12 protein-coding genes and 2 pseudogenes are annotated in these 20,499 nt (G+C 59.9%); 5 read left to right on the plus strand and 9 right to left on the minus strand.

Annotation, left to right across the window (positions count from 1 at the left end; genetic code table 11):
• Nucleotides 1-49: 49 nt before the first annotated feature.
• Both ACVWYY_RS07035 and ACVWYY_RS07040 read right to left on the minus strand, forming a co-directional pair.
• On the minus strand, nt 50-2,302 hold the full coding sequence (locus ACVWYY_RS07035; RefSeq protein ID WP_457403664.1) for a hypothetical protein: 2,253 nt from the start codon (nt 2,300-2,302) through the stop codon (nt 50-52).
• A 320-nt stretch (nt 2,303-2,622) separates the two neighbouring features.
• A pseudogene (locus ACVWYY_RS07040) lies at nt 2,623-3,545 on the minus strand (IS630 family transposase).
• A 178-nt stretch (nt 3,546-3,723) separates the two neighbouring features.
• Between ACVWYY_RS07040 and ACVWYY_RS07045 the strand changes: the two are divergent.
• The 3 genes from ACVWYY_RS07045 to ACVWYY_RS07055 all read left to right on the plus strand — a co-directional run bounded on the left by ACVWYY_RS07045 (nt 3,724) and on the right by ACVWYY_RS07055 (nt 9,953).
• Nucleotides 3,724-3,891: a hypothetical protein gene (locus ACVWYY_RS07045; RefSeq protein WP_083757636.1), complete on the plus strand. Its 168-nt coding sequence runs from the start codon at nt 3,724-3,726 to the stop codon at nt 3,889-3,891.
• A gap of 95 nt (nt 3,892-3,986) precedes the next feature.
• Nucleotides 3,987-6,251 carry a single-stranded-DNA-specific exonuclease RecJ gene (gene recJ, locus ACVWYY_RS07050; protein ID WP_457403665.1) on the plus strand — a complete coding sequence of 755 codons (2,265 nt, stop codon included), beginning with the start codon at nt 3,987-3,989 and terminating at the stop codon, nt 6,249-6,251.
• Nucleotides 6,252-6,521: 270 nt separating this feature from the next.
• Nucleotides 6,522-9,953: an AAA family ATPase gene (locus ACVWYY_RS07055; protein ID WP_457440009.1), complete on the plus strand. Its 3,432-nt coding sequence runs from the start codon at nt 6,522-6,524 to the stop codon at nt 9,951-9,953.
• A 5-nt stretch (nt 9,954-9,958) separates the two neighbouring features.
• Here the strand turns inward: ACVWYY_RS07055 and ACVWYY_RS07060 are convergent, their stop codons facing one another.
• The 6 genes and pseudogenes from ACVWYY_RS07060 to ACVWYY_RS07085 form a co-directional block, all read right to left on the minus strand.
• The gene (locus ACVWYY_RS07060; protein ID WP_457440011.1) at nt 9,959-10,384 is read right to left on the minus strand and encodes a GerW family sporulation protein; all 426 of its coding nucleotides are present in this window, start codon (nt 10,382-10,384) and stop codon (nt 9,959-9,961) included.
• A 65-nt stretch (nt 10,385-10,449) separates the two neighbouring features.
• Nucleotides 10,450-10,713, minus strand: coding sequence for a DUF2973 domain-containing protein (locus ACVWYY_RS07065; RefSeq protein WP_414344596.1), 264 nt, complete (start codon nt 10,711-10,713; stop codon nt 10,450-10,452).
• The gene (locus tag ACVWYY_RS07070) at nt 10,713-11,024 is read right to left on the minus strand and encodes a DUF2605 domain-containing protein (protein WP_457440013.1); all 312 of its coding nucleotides are present in this window, start codon (nt 11,022-11,024) and stop codon (nt 10,713-10,715) included. The genes ACVWYY_RS07065 and ACVWYY_RS07070 overlap by 1 nt, the downstream gene beginning before the upstream one ends.
• Before the next feature lie 50 nt (nt 11,025-11,074).
• Nucleotides 11,075-12,559 (minus strand): annotated as a pseudogene (locus tag ACVWYY_RS07075) (cobaltochelatase subunit CobN); the annotation flags it as partial.
• Between the two features lie 47 nt (nt 12,560-12,606).
• The gene (locus ACVWYY_RS07080) at nt 12,607-13,785 is read right to left on the minus strand and encodes a transaldolase (protein ID WP_011432742.1); all 1,179 of its coding nucleotides are present in this window, start codon (nt 13,783-13,785) and stop codon (nt 12,607-12,609) included.
• Nucleotides 13,786-14,359: 574 nt separating this feature from the next.
• Nucleotides 14,360-15,313, minus strand: a complete 954-nt coding sequence (locus tag ACVWYY_RS07085; RefSeq protein ID WP_414331111.1) for an RluA family pseudouridine synthase — start codon at nt 15,311-15,313, stop codon at nt 14,360-14,362.
• 337 nt (nt 15,314-15,650) lie between these two features.
• Between ACVWYY_RS07085 and ppsA the strand changes: the two genes are divergently transcribed.
• Together ppsA and ACVWYY_RS07095 are read left to right on the plus strand one after the other, a co-directional pair.
• Nucleotides 15,651-18,116: a phosphoenolpyruvate synthase gene (gene ppsA, locus ACVWYY_RS07090; protein WP_457403413.1), complete on the plus strand. Its 2,466-nt coding sequence runs from the start codon at nt 15,651-15,653 to the stop codon at nt 18,114-18,116.
• Nucleotides 18,117-18,197: 81 nt separating this feature from the next.
• On the plus strand, nt 18,198-19,472 hold the full coding sequence (locus tag ACVWYY_RS07095) for a dihydrolipoamide acetyltransferase family protein (protein WP_457440015.1): 1,275 nt from the start codon (nt 18,198-18,200) through the stop codon (nt 19,470-19,472).
• Nucleotides 19,473-19,563: 91 nt separating this feature from the next.
• Here ACVWYY_RS07095 and lipA read toward each other — a convergent pair whose 3' ends face one another.
• Nucleotides 19,564-20,457 (minus strand): lipoyl synthase, encoded by an 894-nt coding sequence (lipA, locus tag ACVWYY_RS07100; protein ID WP_457440018.1) that lies wholly within the window; start codon nt 20,455-20,457, stop codon nt 19,564-19,566.
• Nucleotides 20,458-20,499: the final 42 nt, after the last annotated feature.

Consider the following 20,499-nt stretch of genomic DNA (forward strand, 5'->3'; position numbering starts at 1 on the left):
TAATCCGTACTGAACATATTATACATTATTTTCAGTATAGTTGAGCTTATTATTGACTAGAGTCATGCTCTCCCACCGTGCGGCACCCCGACAAACGGGCAGAATACCCCCCATCCGCAAAGAACTTGAAAGTGCTATGCCTCCGGCACCCTACCGGGAACCGCACCGCTACCGCGACCGTGGTTGCCTTCAGGCCGGTACACTCGCCAATGACCGCGGTCAGCTTGCCCCCCGACTGTTGCCAGCGGCTGAGGATGTCTTGGATCTGGGGCCGATCCAGCAAGCCCGCTGCCTGCAAGTTTTGGAACAGATGCCTGGCCCAGGGGGTGAGTTCCGCCAGCAAAGGATCCGTCGGCGTGTCCTCAGGATTGGCGGGAAGCTCCCCGGCATCGGTCGCAGGTTCCTCCAGTCTCCTCGTAAGGACTGTGTTTCGCTCACGCGAACGTGCTGGCTCATCTTTGGCGGTTGAGCCAGAGAAGTTGGCTGCTCTCAACTGAGCCTGCGCTGCCTCGGCGATCAGCTTTTGCTGTTCGTAACTCACCTGCAGCAGACGGTTGCGATTCTGCTCAATCTTGAGGTTCTCCTGTAAAGTCTCCAAGCTCTGTCGGTAGGCCGCTAGCAGCTCTCGCGCATCTCGCAGTTCCACCGTCAAGTTGGCCTGCTGCTGTTGAAGGGCGCTGAGGCGGGATCCCGTGGTTTTCAGTTGTTGTTGAGCTTGCTCCAAGGCTTCTTGGCGGGCTTGCAGGGATCCCTCCAGTTGGACAATGCGCTGGTCGGCCTCGGCCCGTTCTGCCCTGAGCTGGTGGATCAGGGCTTGGCTCTGCTGCAGTTGCTCCTCCAGTTGAGCAAGGTGCGCTTCGTAGTCACGGTTGGCTGCCATCAGCCGCGCCATTTCCGCTTGCAGTTGTTGTAGCTGCGCCTGTAAGCTTTCCACCTGCTCTGGGGGAACATAGCCGGAAAGCCGCGCCATTTGGGCCTCGTGCTCTTGCTGTAGCTGGGCGTAGCGCTCTTGCCACATCTGCAAAGCGGCCCTCAGCTCCGCAATCTGTTGCTCTAAAGCGGCAACCTGCTCTGGCCAGAAGGAGTCCAGATGCCGGGATGGGGCAGCTTCTGGCTCTGCAGCTTGCTGGGCAAGTTGGGCCTGCAGCTGATCCCGCCCCGACCGGAGCTGCTGGAGCTGCTGGAGCGCCGCTTCCAATTGAGCGCGTAGGTCAGCCACAACGCTGCTGGGCACCGAGTCCAACTGGCGTTTCTGCAGAATCTGGATTTGCTCTTGCAACTGCTCCAATTCCGACTGATAGCAATCTTGCTGGGTTTGCAACTGCCGCTGCGCCCTTTGCTCAGCAGCGCGGGCAAGAGCCAGCTCCGTTTCCAGCCTTTGCAGTTGTTCCCGCCAAACCCGCAAATCCTGCTGCAACGTTGCCTGGTGCTGGAGCTCTGCTTGTTGGAGACGGATGGTGGCTTCCAGTTTTTGAATGCGCTGCTGATACTGGTTTTGAAAATCGGCAATCTGCTGGTTCATGCTGGCCAGGATCCGATCCCATTCCTGTTCCTGGAGCTCGATTTGTAGCCGCAAGGCTTCCACTTGCTTGCGGTAGTCAGCCAAGGTGGCCGGTTGAGGCTCATCGGCAAAGGGATCCGAGGCTGCCGCGGCTAATGTTCCAGGGATGGAATCTCCCCCAGCCGCAGATTCAAGACTCGGCGGCTGAACCGTACTCTCTCTCCTGGCCTCTTCGGGTGCAGGCCAATCCTGAGCTGGGTCTTCTCGGCCAGGAATTGTCGATCTTCGGGGGATAGGCTGAACCTCGGGTACGGGATCCTTAGCCAAAAAAGGCTGCAGTGCTTCCCACGCATTGGGGGAAGCCATCCGTTGCAGTTGCACCTGAACATCCAAGGCGCGATCCAAAATGGCGGGCTGTACCCAGCCTTTCCAGGTGAGAATCTCCCCCAATTTCCGCCCGTAGCGACGCTGTTGGGCCAGAGCAACCCGCAACTGCTCAAAATCCAAGTGGCCCAGTGCCACCAAAATCTCTCCCAGAGAAAGGGACTGGCTGGGCAGGAAGCGGTAGAGAGCGGCTGGGGTGAGCCAGCCGTGCTCGAGACACACTTCTCCCAACTTGAGGTGGTTTTGCTGTTGCTCTCGCAGAGCCTGAGCCAACTGGGATTGGGAGATCAGACCCGCCCGCAGCAAACGCTGTCCCAGCGGTAAGCTCGACTCAGCCCCGTCGGCAGCAGCACCCCGCCCCTCCAGAAAGGGGAATGGGGTAGAGCCACTCTGGGAGGAAGAGGAGCGCGGAGGCATCAATAAAGTTCCCAGTTTAGGACTGTGTTGTTGCTGTACTTTAGCTTATCGCCCCTCAGGATAAAGCACAAAGAGATGCCAACGCCACATTGACCAGAAAACTGGGTTACAAGCCCCGCCCTTTATGACGGCTTCTTGATACAGTAACTGCGAACTCCGCCAGCTTGTTCGCCTGCGGCGGCACTGAGTGCTTCGTGGTGCAGTACCTCTTACTAGAGGGACATTAGAGGGACAAAGTATCTGGGAGTCTCTTCCCAGTAATTAGGGCGGCGGCATCCCTCTTCGTGCATAGGGATGGAGCAGTACAGCCTGTTAAGGAATCAAGGGGCACAGTAGCAACACCTAGCAAACCAACTTCGGAAGCAGAATGGATTGATGAGTAGTCAAGAGGTCTCTGCTATCTGCTCCATCCCATACTTCCCGGCTCTGGAAAACTGCCGGATAAAAGGCTTCAATACCGACCACATCCTCTCAATCGGATTCAACTCTGGTGCATACACAGGCAGGTCTATGATCCGCGCACCTGTTCCTTGAATCAAACCCTCCACTTCCGAACTCTAATCACCACCTTCCGCGCATCCAGTTCCGGACATGAGTCACTTTGCAAAAACTCCAGAAAATTGCTCTTCCGCATTCCACCCTTGATAACACAACAGCCTACTGCCTCTCTCCAGGAAATAGCTTCAATAATCTTATGTTTTTTCCCTTTGCATCTCTGACGGTAACTGTAAGCTCTTTGACTGCGTAAACTCCGAGATACCCCTCCGTTCCATTGCCTCTCACACCCTTGTCTGGTCTAGAATAGCTATATCTTCCACTGGTATATTCTTGACTTCTTAACTATAGGCTAATTGTTGCCTTTGCACCTCCTCTTCTCTGATTTTTACACTGCGGTAATTCTTTTTAGCGTCATTCCTCGCTTTTTTAAAAAGTTGTCTATCGTAACAGCACTCACATCAGTATCCAGTTGCTCTCGTAGCAGTTCTTGATACTACCACGGATAATAGTTCAGGCGCCTTTCAATGACCGTCATAACTTCTTGCCGGTGTTGTTCCAGAATACCTACTCGCTTTGTGCCGACTTTCTTGGGGGATAAATCCTGAGTTTGTTGATACTGATGCACCCAGTGGTGCAGTGTTCTTTGGGTTACCATGAACTGTTCCGCTACCTGGCGAGTGGAGGTCTTGCCTGCCTGATAAGCTGCCACAACTCTTTGGGATAAATCTAACAAATAGGTTGGTATATATCTCTCTTTTCTCTTGGATACTTGTATCCTAATTCATAGGCTGTAATCGGTGAAGTGCCAAAAATGATTCTGATTCTTGTTTCAGCATCGTTGCTGAGCAACCGCTAGGGTGTAGAGACGCGGATCTTCGACAAGAGGATCCCTAGGAAAAAACGAGAAAGAAGGAGAGAAAATCATGTCTGCCAGCACCCTTGTCCGTTGCGCCTGTGAACACTGCAACTGCAGCTTCGAGAGCAGCCAAGGCTATCGCTACGAAGGTCAACTCTACTGCAGCGAAGCCTGTGCCACCCACAATCACGAGCACCCTTCCGCCTGCTGTGTGGCTTCCCACTGCTGTCAATAAGCAGGTCACCAGGCCTTCTTGGGGATCCCAAGCTGCTTTTCTCCCCAGGCAGTTTTTGATAGGCTCCTAGGAACCTTTATCCCTGTCGAGCTTGCATGGAATACCGCTGGGAGCTGCTGCCCACTCCCCCCCAGTTCAATCCGCAACTGAGCCGGGAATATGGCAAGTATGCGGCCAAGGTGATGGCTCTGCGGGGTCTGCACACCTGGGAGCAGGCGCAGGCCTTCGTGGATCCCGAACACTATTCCCCCACACCACCAGCATCCCTGCCGGATCTGGAGCGGGCGGTGGCGCGGCTGCTGCAGGCACGGGAAAGGGAAGAGACCCTGTGCATTTGGGGGGACTTTGACTGCGATGGTGTCACCAGTACCAGTCTCCTGCTCTCGGCGTTACAACCCTTGGGCTTCCGAGTCCAGTTCTCCATACCGCTGCGCAGCACCGAGGGGCACGGGCTCAATCCTCAACGGCTACAGCAGGTGCTGGCCCAGGGCTGCCAAGTGATCCTGACGGTGGATTGCGGGGTGGGCAATGCTGCCGAAATTGCCATGGCCCAAGTCCAGGGGGTGGACGTGATCGTGACGGATCACCACATGCTGCCGGATCCCTTGCCCGCTGCCTATGCGGTGGTCAACCCCTTGCGATTGCCGGCTGAACATCCGCTGCGCTTCTTGCCGGGGGTGGGAGTGGTCTACGAGTTGGCGGAGGCGCTCTACCAAGCCCTAGGGATCCCTGGTGTCGAGCAGCACCTGGATCTGGTGGCGGTGGGAATTGTGGCCGATGTGGCGGTGTTGCAGCGGGAGTGCCGCTACTTGGTGCAGCGGGGCCTGCCGGTGCTGGCCAGTACGCAGCGCCCGGGGTTGCGAGCTCTGCTGGCCCAGGTTAGCAACGGCCAGCTCCAGAGGTCGCCGACAGCCCAGGATATTGCTTTTCGCATCGCCCCCAAGTTGAACGTCATTGGCCGCTTGGAAGACGCCAGCTTAGCAGTGGAGCTGCTGACCACCTCCGATCCAGAGCGGGCCCAGGCGCTGGTGCAACGGTTTGTTGCCCTTGACGAAGAGCGCCGGCAGCTCACCCAGCAAGTGATCCAAGAGGCCAGCCAACAGGTAGAGAGCTTGGATCTGACCCGGGAAGGAGCCATTGTTCTGGCGGAAGCCGGCTGGAACCCAGGGGTTCTGGAGATCGCGGCGGCGCGCTTGGTGGAGCAGTACCGCTGCCCGACGGTGTTGATTGCCAAAGACGAAGCCACAGGGCTGGGCCATGGGTCGGGTCGTTCCCTGCCAGGGGTGAACCTGGTGGAGGCCATCGAGGCTGTGCGCCCCCTCTTGCGGCGGGGAGGCGGACACCCCATGGCCGCCAGGATCCAAGTGGATCTGGCTTGCCTGGCCGCTGTGCAACTGGCGTTGCAGCGGGAGCTGGCCGCGCGGGTTAGCCCGGATCAGCGGGCTCGCGCCTTGGCGGTGGAGATTATCCTCGACTGGGAGCTACTGGTCTCTCAGGATCGGGATGGGGTGGCAGAGCTGGATGAGGTGTATCGGCAATTGCAGCTTCTGCAGCCCTTTGGGCACGGCAACCCCAACCCCGTCGTTGCCTTGATGAACTTCCGTCCCAATAGCTCCAACCTGGGAGTCTCCCGCAATGGCCGCCACCTCAAGTTTGAACTCCAAGGCTCGCTGGGATCCCGTACCCTGTGGTTTTGGCAAGCCGGAGAAGAGCTGGAGCGCTGGCAAAAATGCCAGGCTTTGGACATCGCCCTCCAGTTGGAAGCGGATGACCGGGGCAGACAGCCTTGGCAGGGCAAAGTGCTGGCGGTGCGCCCTGCGGGAGAGTGGCAGGCACCCACCATTTCCGCCCCTCGCCTACAGATCCAAGATTTTCGGCAGAAACCCCTGCCGGATTCGCTGAAAGGGGCCATCTGTTACGACGGGCAGGAGGCCGAGAACCTTGTTCCACCACCAAAAGGGGCAAAGCTGGTGCTGGCCCGCTGGCCCTGGCTACCGGCGGACTTGGCACAACTGCTGCAACAGGTACAGCCCCGAACCCTGATCCTGGCCGCTTCTGCCTCCCCCTGGGAGCAGATCCCCGCCCGAGTCAACTGGCTGATGCAACAGTGGCAGGCAGGCCAACGGGATCCCGAGGATCTGGCTGCAGTAACTGGCTTTCCCCGGCAATGGCTGGCGGAACTGGACGGCCCGGAGCAGATCCCCACGCTGCTGATGGGCCGCCTTCAGGAATCCCAAGCCTTTCACCGCTGGCTGGATGAGGCTAGCCCCACCCAGATTGCCCAACTGTGTCAGCGGCTGCTGCGACCGGATCCCCTCTCAAGAGAGACAAGAGAGAAAAGAGAAAAGAACGGAGAGTAGTGAGAAGGGAGCATGCCTCTAACCCCCAAAACCCTGAACTTTGCTGAATTTACTGAGCTTTAGGCGGTTTGGCAAAAGTCATTGAGAGGGATATAGTAGACCAAGTTTCCCCCTGATCCTTGAGTCCACCGCAACGGTTGCCGGGAAGTGAAGGGGGAAAGCGCTCGAGGGGTATTCCTCAGGGCTTTGCGGGATACCGCCTTCCTGCTCAGAGATAGGCAGGATGCGATCGCTTCTTTCCTGAACCATGTTCAGGAGAGTTCAGCGTGAATGTATCGGTATCCTCACTCCTCTCTCCTCACTTCTCACTCCTCATTGTTGCTCCCCACCGCTGACGCGATACTCTGGATCAAATGGCTCAACCTCATTTTTTCCAGCAACCAGAGCCCCTCAGAGTTTTCTGTGATCCCGGTTCGCCTAACCTTGCACAATTTTCTCTGTTACGCTCACGCCGTTTTGGATCTGCGCGGGATCCACACCGCCTGTATCTGTGGCCCCAATGGGGCAGGCAAGTCTGCCCTGCTCGATGCCCTCACCTGGGGCCTTTGGGGGCAAAGCCGGGCTAGCAATGACAGCGATCTCATCCGCAAGGGGGCCAGCGAAGCCTGGGTAGAGGTGATCTACCGCTCCCGAGGACAAACCTACCGCATCCTGCGCAGCCGTCATCTATCGGGCGAGGGATCCCTGGAGTGGCAAATTCAAACCGGAGAAACCGACGGCCAACCTCGCTGGCGTAGCTTGACCCGCCGCGGCATGCGCGCCACCCAACAGGCCATTCAAAGTCAGCTCAGCCTCGACTACGAGACCTTTATTCACTCCGCCTATCTGCGACAAGGACAAGCGGATGCCTTCACCCTGAAGCGTCCCAGCGAGCGCAAGCAAATTTTGGCCGACATGCTCAAGCTGGGGCAGTACGATCTGCTGGCCGACCGCTGCCGGGAACGGGCACGCAGCGCCAAGCTCAAAGCGGATCTGCTCCAAGAGCGCCTGCAGCAGCTCGACCAACAACAGGCCCACCTTGGCCAAATCCAAGCCGAACTGGAGCAACTCCAACAACAGCAAACTCATCTGCAGCAGCTCCTAGCCCAGCAACAGCAGGAATTGCAAGCCCTAGAGCGCCTCTACGAACATCGCTGCATCCTGCAGGAGCGCCACCAACACCTTACCCAACACTTGCAAAAGCTCGGCGCCAACCTGCAGCACACCGAGCAACAGTGGCGTGCCCAGCGACAGCACCTGCTCCAGTTGGAAGAGCTGATCGCCCAGAGTGAAGACATCCTGGCGGGCTACGAACGCTACCAAGCCCTGATGGCCCAAGATCGCCATCTCCACCACCTCTTCGAGCAACAGCAGCATCTGCTCCAAGAACGCCAAAAGCTGCAAGCCCGGCAAGCAGAGCAGCAACAGCAGCAACTGCGCAAGATGCAACGGCTGCAACAGGAGTTGGCCACCTGCCAAGCTCAGGCCCAAGCCGATGCCCAATTGCTGGCAGAACAGGAGCGCATCGAAATCGGCCTGCGCCACTACCAGCAAGCTCAAGAGCGTCTCCAGGCCTTGAACCAAGCCCAAGCGCAAGCCGCCATCCTTCTCCAGCAGCAACAGCATTGGCAAGAGCAAATCCGCCGCGAGCGGGAACGTCTGCAAGCCCGCCTCCAGCTTCTCAGCCAGCAACTGCAAAGCCAGGAAACTCTAGCCCAGCAGCAGCAGCACCTGGAGCAGAAAATTGCCGAAGGAGAGGCCGCCTTGGCAGAGCTGGAGCGACGGCGTCTCTACCAGCAGCAGGTGTTGGAAAAAGTCCAAGAACGACGGCTGTTCGTGCAAAAGCTCCAGGAACGCCAGCGGGTTCTCCAGCAACAGTGGCAACAGGAAGAAGAACGCTGCCGCCTGTTGGTGACCACCTGGGAGGAAGGTCAAGAGGTGTTTTCCGCTCAAAGTGCTCCGCGCAGCGAACGAGATCAGGTCACCCCCACTTTGGCGAGGGTGACGGCCCTTGTCGAGGAGGCAGCAGAACAAGAGAAGGGATCCCCGGCCCTATCTTCTGTCGGCCAGCCTGCAGAGCCATCCCCTGCAACGCCGACAGCAGAGCCGCAGGGATCCAGCCTTATGGCTCCGCAGCGCCGTCGCCACTGGACTTGCCCCCTCTGCGCCCGTCCCCTCAGCCCGCGCCTGCGGGATGTGGTGCTGAAAAAACACCGCGAGCGTCAAGAGGAAATTGCCGGCGAACTGTTTGTTATCCGCGAACAACTGGCGGTGGCCGACCGGGAGATCGAACTCTTGCAAGAAGAATACCGCCGTCTTAGCCAAGAACTGGCCACTTGGGATGAGCGCCTGCATCTGCAAGGGCGATTGCAACAGCAGTGGGAAGCCGAGCAGGAGCGCTGTCGGCAAATCCAGCTCTGGCAAGCAGAGGCGGCAGAGTTGAGGGAAATCCTCGACCGGGAAGCTTACGCTCAAGAAGCTCGGCAACAGCTCCAGCAGATCCAGCAGGCCCTGCACCAACTGGGCTATGACGAGCGCGAGCACGCCCTACAACGGGGAGAACTGGAGCGCTGGCGCTGGGCCCTGGGCCGCTCTCAAGAACTCCGCAAGGCCCAAGAGCGCCGCTCTCACCTATGGGAGCAAATCGCCTCCCTACAGGCACAACTGGAAACCCTGCAACAGGCGGTATCCAAGGACTCCGGCCCGCCAGTGGGATCGGATTCTCCCCTGGCGGAGCGGTTGGCTCAGGTGGAACAGGCGTTAAACTACCTGGGCTACGACGGATCCCTGCACCAGCAGGTGAAAGCCGAACTGGCCCAAGCGCAACTCTGGCCGGTGCGCCTGCAAGCCCTACAGGTGGCCCGCCAGGAACTGCCGGAGGTGGCAGCCCGCACCCAAGCCCTATCCCAACGCCTGCAGGAAAGCCGCCAGCACTTTGCCCAAGCCACCCAAGAGCTGGAACGGCTTCAGCAACAACTGGCGGAGCATCCCGAGGTTTTGCCTGCTCAGCTGGAAGGGATCCGCCAAACCCTGCGGGAGCACCGCCGGCGGCTGGATGAGGTGCTGTCTCAGATAGGGGCCGCCCAACAACGGCTACAACAGGCGGTTCAACAGCAGGCGGAACAGGCCGAGCTGGAACAGCAACTGCAACAGGCCCGCCGCCAGCAGCAGGTGTACCAAGAGCTGGCCAATGCCTACGGCCGCAACGGCATCCCCGCCCTGATCGTCGAAAATGTCCTGCCCGAGCTGGAAGCCCAGGCCAACCAGATCCTGGCCCGCCTTACCCAACACCGCCTGCACCTGCAATTGGTTACCCAGCGCTCCGGGCGACGCTATTGCTCACCGGCCAAGCTGTCCTCCGTAGCGGGACGGAGTCCCTATGACACCCTCGACATTCTCATTGCCGATCCCCACGGCACCCGCCCCTACGAGACTTACTCCGGTGGAGAAGCCTTCCGCATCAACTTCGCCATTCGCCTGGCCTTGTCCCGCCTGCTCACCCAGCGCTCGGGATCCGACCTGCAAACCTTAATCATCGACGAGGGGTTTGGATCCCAGGATGCCACCGGGCGCGCCCAACTGCTGGCTGCCATCAACGCCATCGCCCCGGACTTTGCCTGCATCTTGGTGATTACCCACATCCCCAGCCTGCAGGATGCTTTCCCCCGCCGCATTGAGGTACAACCCTCTCCCCAGGGATCCCGCCTCTCCATTCGCGGCTAGTCCCTTCAGGAGTTGCCGGCACGATTTTGCAGCCACTGCTGTAACAGGGGCACCAGAGTCTCGCTGAGTTGGTTCCACTGGTCGGGCTTCTGGACGGTGGTCAGCAGCTCCACTCGCTCGCCTCGGATCACCAGAAAGCCAACTGGCTCGATGCGCACCCCACCCCCCGCTCCCCCGAACAGACTGGCCGGATCCCCGCCGTTGCCGCGACAGCCAGAAGCAGTTTTGCCGAAGTTACCCCCTCCCCCACCCAAGCCAAAATGCAAGGACATGTAAGGGACAATAATCGTCTCACCAATAGTGATCGGCTGACCAAAGGTTTGTCCCGTTTCCGCCAAAACCTTCAGCTTGCCGAGCACCGCCTCCAGCACCGATTCCACGTTGAAGTCGGATCCCATCTCCGTTGACTCGCCCACCAGACGCTCGGGCAAATGGCGCGCAGTACCTTCCCAGGCTAGTGCAGCCACGCCCAAGAGAGAAAGCCCAAGAAACTCCCCTAATCTTCGTCCGGCGAGCCGGAATAGAGATCTTCCAAACGGCTGCGAGCTTCTTCCAAGCTGGCCGAGCGAATCACCAGTAGAGGCTCCTCGGTGAGGTTGCCATCTTCATCCAGCAGCTCTGGGTGAGGGATCCGCTTGCGGGCACGACGAGGAGAGGCCTTGCGCTCTTCCACGCCCAGTGTGATGACATTGGTAACCAAGTTGCGCAGGGCCAAAAAGGCAATGGCCACAAAAGCGATGAGGTAGAGAATCTGCAGCATTACAGGTCGGGGGAGGGGTGAATCTGGCGAAATTGACGGCCCAATTCGGCACATTTCATAAGCAGGCGATGCCATTTTGCCATCAGCCCAGGGTCGATGCCAACCTCTTGATCAGAGGCCTGATAAAGCGCTTCGGCCACCTGTAGCTCCGCCTGGGCAGCCAAAACCTCTTCCAGCAAGGACTGCTGCTCTTCTGGGCTGATCAATTCCAGGGTCTCTTCCTGCAAAAAGCGGCGAGAACGCTCAAACCAGTAGCGGTAGTCCTCCAACAGTGGCCCCAGAATCTCCCGCAACAGCTCAGATTTGCTCATGGCCTGGGATCCCTCCACAACTGGTTTGGATGAGAAAAGCTTAGCAGAACTTAACCTTCTCTCGCCACGGGAGAGCGGGATTCCAGGTAGGCTTCCATCTCCAGCATCAGGGCTTCGATCTGAGGCAGCAATTCCAGGGCCTGCTCTTGCCAGTAGCCCCGCTGGTGGGCTTCCAGCAGCCGCTCGCTCATGTCCCGCAGCGCCCAGGGGTTGCGGGATCGCAGGAACTGCTGGACTTGGGGATCCAATAGGTAGGCGCGGGCCAGGCCGGCGTACATGAAATCCGGCACAGCATGGGTGGTGACGTCGTAGGCAAAGAGGTAGTCCAGGGTGGCAGCCATCTCGAAGGCGCCCTTGTAGCCGTGGCGCATCACGCCGGCAATCCACTTGGGGTTGATCACGCGGGCGCGATAGACGCGGTCAATTTCTTCGGCCAGGGTGCGGATCTTAGGGTTGTGGGGACGGGCGTGATCCCCGAAGTAAATCCGCGGGTTGCGGCCCTGGAGCGTTCGCACTGCCGCCACCATCCCCCCTTGAAACTGGTAGTAGTCATCGGAGTCCAGCAGGTCGTGCTCGCGGTTGTCTTGGTTGTGGAGCACAATTTGCAGGTGGGCCAATTGCCGCCGCAGGGCTTCGGGGGCCGGCTCTCCCTCGCCATCGGCCCGGTAGGCGTAGCTGCTCCAATTGAGGTAGGCGCGGGCCAGATCCGCTTCTGTTTCCCAGTTTTGCGCCTCGATCAGCCCCTGTAGGCCGGCCCCGTAGGCCCCCGGCTTGGAGCCGAAGATGCGCAGCCGCGCCCGCTCCGCTGCTGCTTGCGTTGGGATCCCTTGCTCCTGCCAGTACTGGGTATCGGCCAGCACGTGGGCCCGCAGGGGATTGTCGGCTTCTGGCTCCTCCAGGTCAGCCACGGCCTGCACGGCCCGGTCAAACAGGGCAATCAGATTGGGAAAGGCATCGCGAAAGAAGCCAGAAATGCGCAAGGTTACATCCACACGGGGGCGGCCCAAAACCGCTACAGGCAGGATCTCGATGTCCACCACCCGTCCTCCATCCCAGCGGGGTTTGACCCCCAAGAGCGCCAGGGCCTCGGCCCAATCGTCGCCGCCAGTTCTTAGAGTTGAAGTGCCCCAAACGGATAGGCCCAGGCGACGGGGATATTCCCCCTGCTCTTGCACGTAGCGCTCCACCAGCCGCTCGGCGGCCAGTGAGCCGACCTGCCAGGCGGTGGGGGTGGGGATGGCACGAATGTCCACCGAGTAAAAGTTGCGCCCCGTGGGCAACACGTCCACTCGGCCTCGGGTGGGGGCGCCGGAAGGGCCGCTGGGCACATAGCCGCCCCCTAGCCCATGCAGCAGGTTCTCCAGCTCCTGGGGGGTTTGCTGCAGGCGCGGCAGCAGATCCGTCTCGATCCAATGCAGCACCTGCCTGGCTGCTGGCCCCGGCGGCGGATCGTAAGGGATCCCTTGCAGCCGCTGGGCAATCCAGCGGCGGGCTTGTGCCTCCAGGGCGGCAACCCCATCTCCGATGTGGCGAAAGTTCTCGCCCATAGACCTTGAGGTTTTCCCAGGCCGGCTGCCAGCGGCTAATTCTTCAGATAGACCGCTGCCCCTAGGCCGACCAACATTTCCTCAGGGGTAATTTTGCCATCTTGGTTGGTATCCAGGGCATCGAAAACGCGATCTGCCCCCATCCACTCCTCGCGGGTGATGAAGCCATCCCCATCCAGGTCGTAGAGGCGGAAGACATCCTGGGCGGCGTGGGTAATGGTTTCCTTGGCACCCTCCAGCTTCTGCAGCCGCTCGGTGAGCAGTTTTTCCAGCACCTCCAGCGCTTTGGAGAAGCCCTGGATCCCTTCTTCCAGCTTTTCTGAGGCCATGCGGTTTTCCCGGTGCATCTGGTCGAAGGTAGCTCGATCCATCACCAGGCGCGGGATGTCCATTTTCTTGGCTTTTTCCGGATCCAGTTTGCGCTCCAGGTAACCCTCGGTGTTCTGCAGCTCCGCCAGCAGCGCCGGTGAGATGGTGAGAAGATCGCAGCCGGCCAACTCGATGATCTCCCCGATGTTGCGGAAGCTGGCCCCCATCACTTCCGTCGGAAAATCGTATTTGCGGAAGTAGTTGTAAATCTGGGTTACCGATTGCACCCCCGGATCTTCGGCAGGGGGATAGCTCTCCCGGCCCGTGTGTTTCTTATACCAATCCAAGATGCGGCCTACAAAGGGCGAGATCAGCTTCACCCCCGCTTCGGCGCAGGCTATGGCTTGGTGCAAGCCAAACAACAGGGTAAGGTTGCAGTGGATCCCTTCTTTCTCCAGGATCTCGGCAGCTCGGATCCCTTCCCAAGTCGAGGCAATTTTAATCAGCACCCGCTTGGGATCCGCTCCTGCCGCCTTGTAGAGCTCGATCAAATGGCGGGCTTTGGCAACTGTGGCTTCTGTGTCGTAAGAGAGGCGGGCATCCACCTCCGTCGAGACCCGGCCAGGAATGATGGACAAAATGCGCACGCCAAAGGCCACGGCCAGTTGATCGATGGCGTGGGCCACCACGGTTTTGATGTCGGCTTTGGATCCCAGTTCTTGGCGGGCCTTGAGCAAGGTTTCATCGACAATGCCTTGGTACTGGGGCATTTGGGCAGCCGCTGTGATCAAAGAGGGATTGGTGGTGGCATCCTGCGGCTTAAAGCTCTCGATGGCGTTGATATCACCCGTATCGGCGACCACGACAGTCATCTGTCGCAATTGCTCCAGCAAGCTCTTGCTCATGTTCGGCTCCTTGAGATTGCGCTACGCGCCGCTTCTGCGACCTAGTTTCAGTGTTACCCATCCCATTCAGGGATCCCGGTAGACATGAGATTGTCTTAATTCTGATACATTCACGCTGAACTCTCCTGAACATGGTTCAGGAAAGAAGCGATCGCATCCTGCCTATCTCTGTTCGCGTCAGCGGGACGGAGTCCAAGCAGGAAGGCGGTATCCCGCAAAGCCCTGAGGAATACCCCCCGAGCGCTTTCCCCCTTCACTTCCCGGCAACCGTTGCGGTGGACTCAAGGATCAGGGGGAAACTTGGTCTACTATATCCCTCTCAATGACTTTTGCCAAACCGCCTAAAGCTCAGTAAATTCAGCAAAGTTCAGGGTTTTGGGGGTTAGAGGCATGCTCTGCCGCTCACCCCCACGGGTGTGGGGACAACTGGGCATACTCGTTTCAAACAAGATGAAGACCCTTCGCCGCTGACCCTCACCCCTTGCGGGCGAGGGGAGCTGGGGATCAACCAACCAGCTGTTCCACAGCCGTTTGCAATGACCAGGCAAAGCAAGGGGGAAACCCCAGAGGCTGCCTAGCCCGCCTGGCTGCGCAACTGCCGCAAGAGCCGCTCAAACTCCTCCGGCAGGGGAGCGGTAAACTGCAGCGGCTGGCCTGTGCGCGGGTGAACAAAGGAGAGCTTCCAGGCATGGAGAGCTTGGCCGCCCAGCTTAACAGGGCTGGTTTTGCTCTGGGTGTAGAGGGGATCCCCGACAATGGGTAGGCGCATGTGGGCAGCATGCACCCGAATTTGATGGGTGCGCCCGGTCTCCAGCTCAAACTGCATCAGGGTGTAGTTGCCCAGCCGCTCCAACACTTGCCAGTGGGTTACCGCCACTCGCCCTTGGCCAGGGGTCAGGACGGCCATTTTCTGCCGATCCACCGGGTGCCTCCCAATGGGAGCAGAGACGGTGCCTTGGCTTTGGGCCGGCCGGCCAAACACCACCCCCAAGTAGATGCGCCGGGCGGTTTTGGCCTGGATCTGGGCTTGTAGGTGCTGGTGGGCCTGATCGTGTTTGGCAATCACCAGGGCACCAGTGGTGTCTTTGTCAAGGCGATGGACAATACCTGGACGCAGCTCGCCGTTGATGCCTGAAAGATGGGGGCAGTGGGCCAGCAGGGCGTGCACCAGGGTGCCACTGGCGTGGCCGGGGGCGGGGTGCACCACCAAACCGCGGGGCTTGTTGATCACAAGCAAATCGTCATCTTCGTAAAGAATGTCCAAGGGGATCGGCTCCGGCTGCAGGGCAGTCGGGGTGGCTGGCGGGATCCGCACCTCGACTTCATCCCCAGCTTGCAGGGGGCGATCCTTATCCCGGCAGGGCTGCCCATTGAGCCAAACCTGGCCCTGGCGGATAAGCTGCTGCAGACGCGACCGCGACAGCTCCGGCAGTTGCTCTGCCAATCCTCGATCCAGCCGCAAGCCCTGCTGTTTTTCCGTCACCCTGATCTGGCGAATGTCTGCTGCAGCCTCCTTGTGGCCCTCCATGCCGTTGTTGCCCAAATTGCCTTCTTTGACCATTGTGGCAGCCCGGCTACTTTTGCACTGAGTAAAAAAGGTCGAAGATTTGCAGCAACTTCCGCAGGCAGGTGGTGGGGGGATCTGCCTTGTCTCATCGCCTTCTAAGCCTTCTTGGGGGGATCCCTGGGCAATTTTAAGGGGCAGAAAATCCTGACTAGAGTGAGGTTATGGCCCACCAAGAATGAGTTGGGCCGAGTGTTGGCATAGGAGAGTCGGGAGCGATCCCAAGCCGACAACACAGCACACCCCAGCAATTGGCGTTGGCTCAATGGATCGCTCAATGGATTTAAGAAGGAGGTAAGGCATGTCGGATGGAGCAACCAGGGGATCCCAGCTTCAGCAACCCTCTCAACCCCAGCTTGGCTCAGAGCCGCCTTTGGTCTTGCCCCTGACGGAGGTGGGGCTGCGGGACGTTGCCCAGGTGGGCGGGAAAAACGCCTCCTTGGGAGAAATGCTGCAGCAGCTCACCTCAAAGGGGATCCAGGTGCCGACAGGATTTGCCACCACCGCCCATGCGTATCGCCAGTTCATCGCCTCTGCGGGCCTAGAGGAGAAGTTGCAGGAGATTTTCAAAGACTTAGACATTGAGAATGTCCAAAATTTGCGCGAGCGGGGCAAGGCTGCCCGCACCTTGATCTTGCAAACTCCCTTCCCCCCTCAGCTAGAGCAGGCCATCGCCGAAGCCTACCAAAAGCTGTGCGAGCGCTACGGCCCCGACACCGATGTGGCGGTGCGCTCCAGTGCCACGGCAGAAGACTTGCCGGATGCCAGCTTTGCCGGCCAGCAGGAGACCTACCTGAACGTGCGTGGAGTGCGGGCAGTGCTCAATGCCTGTCACCACTGTTTTGCCAGCTTGTTTACCGACCGGGCCATCTCCTACCGCCAAATCAAGGGCTTTGACCACTTTCAAGTGGCCCTTTCGGTGGGGGTGCAGAAGATGGTGCGCTCCGACCTGGCCTGTTCGGGGGTGATGTTCTCCATCGACCCGGAAACCGGCTTCAAAGACGCAGTGCTGATCACCGCCGCCTATGGTCTGGGGGAAAACGTGGTGCAAGGGATCGTCAACCCCGATGAGTACGTGGTCTTCAAACCCACCCTCAAGCAGGGACTGCGCCCCATCCTCTCCCGCAAGCTGGGCAGCAAGGCCCTGAAGCTGGTCTACGACGAGGGGGGATCCCGTTCCACCAAAAACGTGGCTGTCCCCGAAAGCCTGCGCAAGCAATATGCCCTCAAGGACGAGGAAGTCCTGGAGCTGGCTCGCTGGGCCTGCCTGATCGAAGAGCACTACTCGGCGCTGCGGGGCCGCTTCACCCCCATGGACATCGAGTGGGCCAAAGATGGGATCACCGGCGAGCTGTTTATCGTCCAGGCCCGCCCCGAAACGGTGCAGTCGCAAAAAGGGGCCAACCAGCTGACCACCTATCGCTTCACCCAGCCTGGGGCGCAGCCCGAGCCTCTGGTGCGGGGGCGGGCGGTGGGCGAGGCCATTGGCCAGGGCACAGCCCGCGTCATTTTGGATGTGCGCCGCTCGGATCAGTTTCAGGCCGGCGAGGTGCTGGTGACCGAAAAAACGGATCCCGACTGGGAGCCAATCATGAAAAAGGCCAGCGCCATCGTCACCAACCAGGGGGGCAGAACTTGCCATGCGGCCATCATCGCCCGCGAGCTGGGGATCCCGGCCATTGTTGGCTGCGGCAACGCCACGCAGGTGCTCCGTTCCGGGGAGCCCATCACCGTCTCCTGCGCTGAAGGGGAAGAAGGGCGGGTCTACCCGGGCCTGTTGCCCTATGAGGTGACGGAGATCCCGCTGGAGGAGCTGCCCCGTCCCCGCACCCAACTGATGATGAATGTGGGCAACCCAGAAAAAGCCTTCGGCCTCAGCGGGATCCCTTGCGATGGCGTGGGGCTGGCGCGGCTGGAGTTCATCATTGCCAACCACATTCAAGTCCACCCGCTGGCTTTGCTCAACTACGAGCAGGCGGTGAAAGAGGAGCCGCGCCTGGCGGAGCTGACCGCCCAGTATGCCGACAAGCCTGAATACTTTGTGGATAAGCTGGCCCAAGGGGTGAGCACCATCGCCGCCGCCTTCTATCCCAAGCCGGTGATCGTGCGGCTGTCGGATTTCAAGAGCAACGAGTATGCCCACCTGTTGGGGGGATCCCGCTACGAGCCCCACGAGGAAAACCCGATGATCGGCTGGCGGGGGGCCTCCCGCTACACGGATCCCCGCTACCGTGAGGGCTTTGCCTTGGAGTGTCGGGCCATGAAACGGGTGCGGGATGAGATGGGCCTGACCAACGTCATCTTGATGATCCCCTTCTGCCGCACGCCGGAAGAGGGGCACAAGGTGCTGGAAGAGATGGCCCGCCATGGCCTGGTGCGGGGAGAAAACGGCCTGCAGGTGTACGTGATGTGTGAATTGCCCAGCAACGTCATCCTGGCCGACGCGTTTTGCCAGATCTTCGACGGCTTCTCCATCGGCTCCAACGACCTCACCCAGCTCACCCTGGGGTTAGACCGCGACTCAGCCCTGGTGGCCCACCTTTTTGACGAGCGCCACGAGGCCGTCAGGCGGATGATCGCCCAGGTAATCCAGACGGTGAAAAGCCACGGGCGCAAGATCGGCATCTGTGGCCAGGCTCCCAGCGACTACCCTGAATTTGCCCGCTTCCTGGTGCAAGCAGGGATCGATTCCATCAGCCTCAACCCCGATTCCCTGCTGAAAACCCTGCTGGTGGTGGCCGAAGCAGAAGCGGCTGGCGCCCGGTGAGCCCAAAGCCGGCCCAGGGACGTGCGCAGGGATCCCGTCTCCTGGGTTACAATCTCTTCTGCTGTGTTCCCATCCCCATCGATGATCCACGAACTCTCCATGCCGGCCCTCAGCTCCACCATGGAAACGGGCAAGATCGTCACCTGGCTTAAGAACCCCGGCGACCGCGTGGAGAAAGGAGAAAACATCCTGGTGGTGGAGTCCGACAAAGCGGACATGGACGTGGAGTCCTTCCACAGCGGCATCCTGGCCAGTATCCTGGTGCCGGCAGGGGAATCAGCCCCGGTGGGCGCCCCCATTGCCCTGATTGCCGAAAGCGAAGCGGAAGTGGCCCAAGCTCAGGAAAAAGCCAAAGCCCTCGCTGCTGGCGTTACCCCTGCGGCTCCACCTAGCGCAGACCGCGCCTCTGCAGCTCAGCCGACAAGTCCTGCCCCTGCGGCAACCCCCACCTCTACACTGCCAAATGGATCGGATGGCGCCGGATCCCAGCGGATCGTGGCTTCTCCACGGGCGAAAAAACTGGCGGAGAGCCTGGGGATCGATCTGCGCACCGTGCGCGGCTCTGGCCCCAACGGTCGCATCATAGCCGAAGACGTGGAGCGGGCAGCGGCCCTTTCCGCTCCTGCAGTGGCTGCCCCCTCTGCCCCAGCCCCTACGTCCCCAACTCCTGCGGCTGTCCCCTTGGGAGAAACGGTTCCCCTCAGAACTTTACAAGCGGCGGTGGTGCGCAATATGAACGCCAGCCTTGGCGTGCCGGTGTTCCACGTGGGCTACACCATCACCACCGATAGCCTGGATCACCTCTACCAACAGGTGAAGCCCAAAGGAGTCACCCTGACGGCCCTCTTGGTCAAAGCCGTGGCCATGACCCTGGAGAAGCATCCCCTTTTGAATGCCAGCTACACAGAAAACGGCATCCATTACAAATCGGATATCAACATCGCGGTGGCGGTGGCCATGGAGGATGGCGGGCTGATCACTCCTGTCTTGAAGCAGGCCAACCGGCTCGATCTGTACGAGATCTCCCGCCGTTGGAAGGATCTGGTGGAGCGGGCGCGGCGCAAGCAACTGCAGCCGGAAGAGTACAATAGCGGCACCTTCACCCTCTCCAACCTGGGCATGTTCGGGGTGGATCGCTTCGATGCCATTTTGCCCCCCAACCAGGGATCCATTTTGGCCATCGGCGCTTCTCGCCCCACGGTAGTAGCGACACCGGAAAAAGCGATTGCCATCCGCTCCCAGATGCAGGTGAACCTCACCTGTGATCACCGCGTCATCTACGGCGCCCATGCAGCGGCTTTCCTGCAGGATCTGGCGCAGCTCATAGAGCACAAGGTGGGATCCCTGACGTTGTAGCCGCCCTGAAACCCGGCCTTGAGCCAATCTCAGAGTAGGGGTCTTCTCTCGCGCAACCCAGAAGGTCGGGCAGCCGGCGAGGCCCCAGCGCTCAGGAGCTCCTCCTGGGAAAGCGCTGCATCAACTCTTGCACAGCCTCGGCATGGTAAGAGCTGCGGGTGAGAGGGGAGGACACCACCTGCAAAAAGCCCAGTTCCTCTCCCACCCGTCGCCAATGGTCGAACTCTTCGGGGGGAACGTAGCGCTCCACCGGCAGGTGTTTGGGGCTAGGCGCCAGGTATTGGCCGAGCGTGAGGATGTCACAACCCACCCGGCGCAGATCCCGCATCACCTGCAAGATCTCCTCGGCAGTTTCTCCCAGGCCCAACATCACCCCTGACTTGGTGTACAGGCCGGGATCCCATTGCCGTGCCAACTCCAACAGTTTGAGGGAGCGCTCGTAGTTCCCTTGCGGGCGTACACGGCGATAGAGGCGGGGCACCGTTTCGGTATTGTGGTTGAGCACCGTCGGTCGGGCGGCCAAGATCTGCTGCAGCGCCTGCCAGTTACCACATAGGTCTGGGATCAAGACCTCGATGGTGGTCTGGGGCATGCGGCGGCGGATTTCCGCAATGCAGGCCACAAACTGGCCGGCTCCCCCATCGGGCAGGTCGTCCCGATTCACCGACGTAATCACCGCATGGCGCAATCCCAAGCGTTCCACTGCTTCCGCCACCCGCCGGGGTTCAGTGGCATCCAGGGGCAGAGGGCGTTTGGTGAAGTCGATATCGCAGTAGGGGCAGGCGCGGGTACAGGCCGGGCCCATGATCAAAAAGGTGGCGGTGCCGTTGGCAAAACACTCCCCCAGGTTGGGACAGGAAGCCTCTTCGCAAACCGTGTTTAGGCCCAAGTCCCGCAGCAGTTGTTTGACGGATCCCACCCGTTGAGGGGCCTTGGCCCGCAGCCAGGAGGGTTTGCCGCCAGGAGAAGAAGAAACAACGGTCAAAGAAGTGCTCCAGCACAAAACAGCAGCGACGGTATCACTCAG

Source organism: Thermostichus sp. MS-CIW-34 (assembly GCF_054060435.1).